The 3,152-nt window shown below is 28.9% G+C and carries 4 protein-coding genes; 1 reads left to right on the forward strand and 3 read right to left on the reverse strand.

Features of this window, described 5'->3' with window-relative positions:
* On the reverse strand, nt 1-1,357 hold a 1,357-nt coding region (locus tag CD111_RS10410; protein WP_103268510.1), incomplete at its 3' end, for a RecQ family ATP-dependent DNA helicase.
* On the reverse strand, nt 1,344-2,300 hold the full coding sequence (locus CD111_RS10415; protein WP_095087926.1) for a helix-turn-helix domain-containing protein: 957 nt from the start codon (nt 2,298-2,300) through the stop codon (nt 1,344-1,346). The genes CD111_RS10415 and CD111_RS10410, both read right to left, overlap by 14 nt.
* 104 nt (nt 2,301-2,404) lie before the next feature.
* Here CD111_RS10415 and CD111_RS10420 point away from each other — a divergent pair, with 104 nt between their 5' ends.
* Nucleotides 2,405-2,653 (forward strand): ferredoxin, encoded by a 249-nt coding sequence (locus CD111_RS10420; protein WP_095087924.1) that lies wholly within the window; start codon nt 2,405-2,407, stop codon nt 2,651-2,653.
* A gap of 155 nt (nt 2,654-2,808) precedes the next feature.
* On the opposite strand, the gene CD111_RS12780 is transcribed toward CD111_RS10420, so the two are convergent.
* Nucleotides 2,809-3,152: ECF transporter S component (locus CD111_RS12780; protein WP_240610509.1), on the reverse strand; the 344-nt coding region annotated here is incomplete at its 5' end.

Below are 3,152 nucleotides of genomic sequence, written 5' to 3' on the forward strand. Positions count from 1 at the left end.
ATCTATTTTGGTATGTCGTTTTATGTTTTACTTCTTTTTTGTTTAGTATTTTTAATAATTCTACATTTTTACAGTTGTCACAACAATTTTCTAATTGTTCTATATTTTCACCAAAATAGTTTAATAAATATTTTCTTCTACAAGAATTCAAATGAATATAATATTTCATGTATTGGAATGCTTTTTCTTTCTGCTGTTGTTCAGCAATTATTTTATCTTTTAGGCTTGTAAGTGGATATAATTCAAGGAGGAACTGTATATTTGTTTTTAGCTCCTCATTCAACTGATACCCTTGTTCATACATGTTAAGCATATCAATATCAATTCCATGATCATTTGCTAAATGATTTAATATAAGTAAATCTCTCGGTGTAAATAAGCTGATGGCTTGTGAACGTAATCCATCTCTTCCTGCACGGCCAATTTCCTGAACATATTTCGATGGTGATGTTGGAATGTGATAATGAATAACCGTTCTTACATCTTGCTTATTAATACCCATTCCAAATGCACTTGTGGCAACTATAATTTTAATTTCATTTTTAATAAATTGGAGTTGGACAGTTGTTCGTTCTTGATAGTCTAATTCTCCATGGTATATACCTGTTAAATAACCTTCTTTATAAATTTTATTTGCTAATTCGTGACATTTCTTTTTAGAAGATACATAAATGATAGTTGGACCCGACGATTTAATTTCTGAAAGTAACCAGTCATCTTTTTCTTCTTCATTTTCAAAATCAAAATGATGATACGCGATATTCTTTCTGTTAAGATCTTCTTTATGTATTTTAAATGTTCTCTTAGTAATTTGAACAATATCTCCTAACATCTTATTCGTTAATGTTGCTGTTAATGCAATAACTTGTGCATTATTAAAATAATCAGTAACTCTTGATATTAATGCATAATGCGGCCTGAAATCGAAGCCCCATTCACTTAAGCAATGCGCTTCATCTAAAACGATATAATGAAATGATAATTGTCGGAAATATTTAAAATTATGTTCTTCATAAATAAATTCTGGACTACAGAATATAAACTGAAAATCGCTTAAATGATTAAAGATATCAGTTTTTTCTTCTCTTGATAAAGCAGAATGAATCGCAACTACGTTTTTTTCGCCATTTAGTTTCATTTGTGCAACTTGATCATCCATTAAAGATATGAGCGGTGAAATAACAAGTACTCGTCCCCCAGTAATATAAGCAGGCAATTGATAGCATAAACTTTTGCCGGCACCTGTTGAAAGAATACTTAATACATCATGTCCGTCTAATATAAACTGAATCGTCTCTTCTTGACCGCTTCTGAACGTATCATATCCAAAATACTTTTTTAGTTCATCTTGTAACATTTAATACCTCCATTGCATGTATGACATACATTATCTTTATTTCAAAATAAGGAATAGTAGATCCTAATGCCTCGTAGTAATATTTTAAGTTTTGATTAGGTTTATCTTGAAAAACTTGAATAAATTTTTCAAAGTTTTCTTTAACTATAAAAATATAGGGATCGGTTAAATAGCCTTTGATATACATTTCAATAACGTGGTCATGAATAGTATGTTCCTTAACTTTCTTTAATTTTGCTAATTGGTGTATTTGCGTAGTTTGCTTTAATAATTTAAATGTCTCCATTGTTTGATAGTGTAAAGGTGGCTTAACATCAATCATGGACAATATTGGAAATGTTTGTTTATCTAAAATACTAAACTGAATAAATTGATATTCTTCTATTAATTGTGATTTTAATTTCATAATAGAAATATTTTCAAGCAACGCTATTTGCTCAGGAGTATAAGAAGTTTCTTCGTAACCTGATATTAAGTAATGTAAATATATTTTACCAAACTTTGTTTCTATTAATTCAAACAAAGTATAAATCTCGCTAATAAATGAATCTTCTTGGTTGTCCTTAATTAAAATATATAATTTTTTTGCATAAAGTTGAACGTCTTTATCATTGATAATCGGTTGGTATTGGTTGTTTCCATGTTTCTTTTCGCTTATCATTTGAATTAATAACAAAATGATACTGACTGTTTGTTTAGCTTGACTGTAAAACTGATTCGACTGAATTGTGTGATGTGCATGGTCAATATTTGCTTCTTGCACGACATTCTCAAAATCACTGTAATTAAGGTTTGGTAAACAGCCATAGTATAACTTTAAATGTTCTATAGTAGCATCAAAATATGTTTGATGTGTCTTTTTTCCAATTAAAATATTATAAATACTTTTCTCTGTTTTATGCTCATGTTTCATAGAAAGGGTTTTCAAAATGATATCTTTCAATTAACTCACCTCAATTAATATAAAATTGTTGAAAAATATATGTGTTATCACTAAAATAAGTATGTATAATAAGTGTAGCATGTTTTTTAAAGGAGGCGAAAATTTTGGCTAAATACACTATAGTAGATATGGATACATGTATTGCTTGCGGTGCATGTGGTGCAGCTGCCCCAGACATATATGATTACGATGATGAGGGAATCGCCTATGTAATATTAGATGATAATAAGGGAATCGAAGCTGTCCCAGAAGAGTTACTAGAAGATATGGAAGATGCTTTCGAAGGTTGTCCAACTGATTCAATTAAAGTAGCAGATGAATCGTTTGATGGGGACGCACTTAAATTCGAATAATATAGATGATTTCAGATTAAGTTTCATATTAAGGCTAATTATAATAATGACCAACCTATTTAAGATATTAATGGGTTGGTTTTTTAATGAATAAATGCCACAAACAAAAGTGAAACACTCTGTTTGTGGCATAAATTTCATATATTAACTAGCAATTATTTCAAAATAGTTTTGAGCTTATCGAATATAAGTACATATATTACGGATATTATTATACCTTTTATGAGGTTAAATGGAATGATACCCGCAGATACAATTGCTTTTAAATTATGGGCTAGATCTGCTAGATTCATAATTTGACCGTATAAAGGTAACAATACAAAATAATTAAGTATACTCATTAAAATTGTCATCATGATTGTACCAATTATTAAACCATAACTCATAAAAGTTTTAGATTTTTTAAGTTGGTATAAATAATATGTTGGTATGATTAAACATATTGATGCTAAGAAATTAGCAGTATTCCCAATAGGCTCATGTGAAACGATTAAAAAAT

The sequence above is a fragment of the Mammaliicoccus stepanovicii genome, assembly GCF_002902525.1.
GTDB classification, from domain to species: domain Bacteria; phylum Bacillota; class Bacilli; order Staphylococcales; family Staphylococcaceae; genus Mammaliicoccus; species Mammaliicoccus stepanovicii.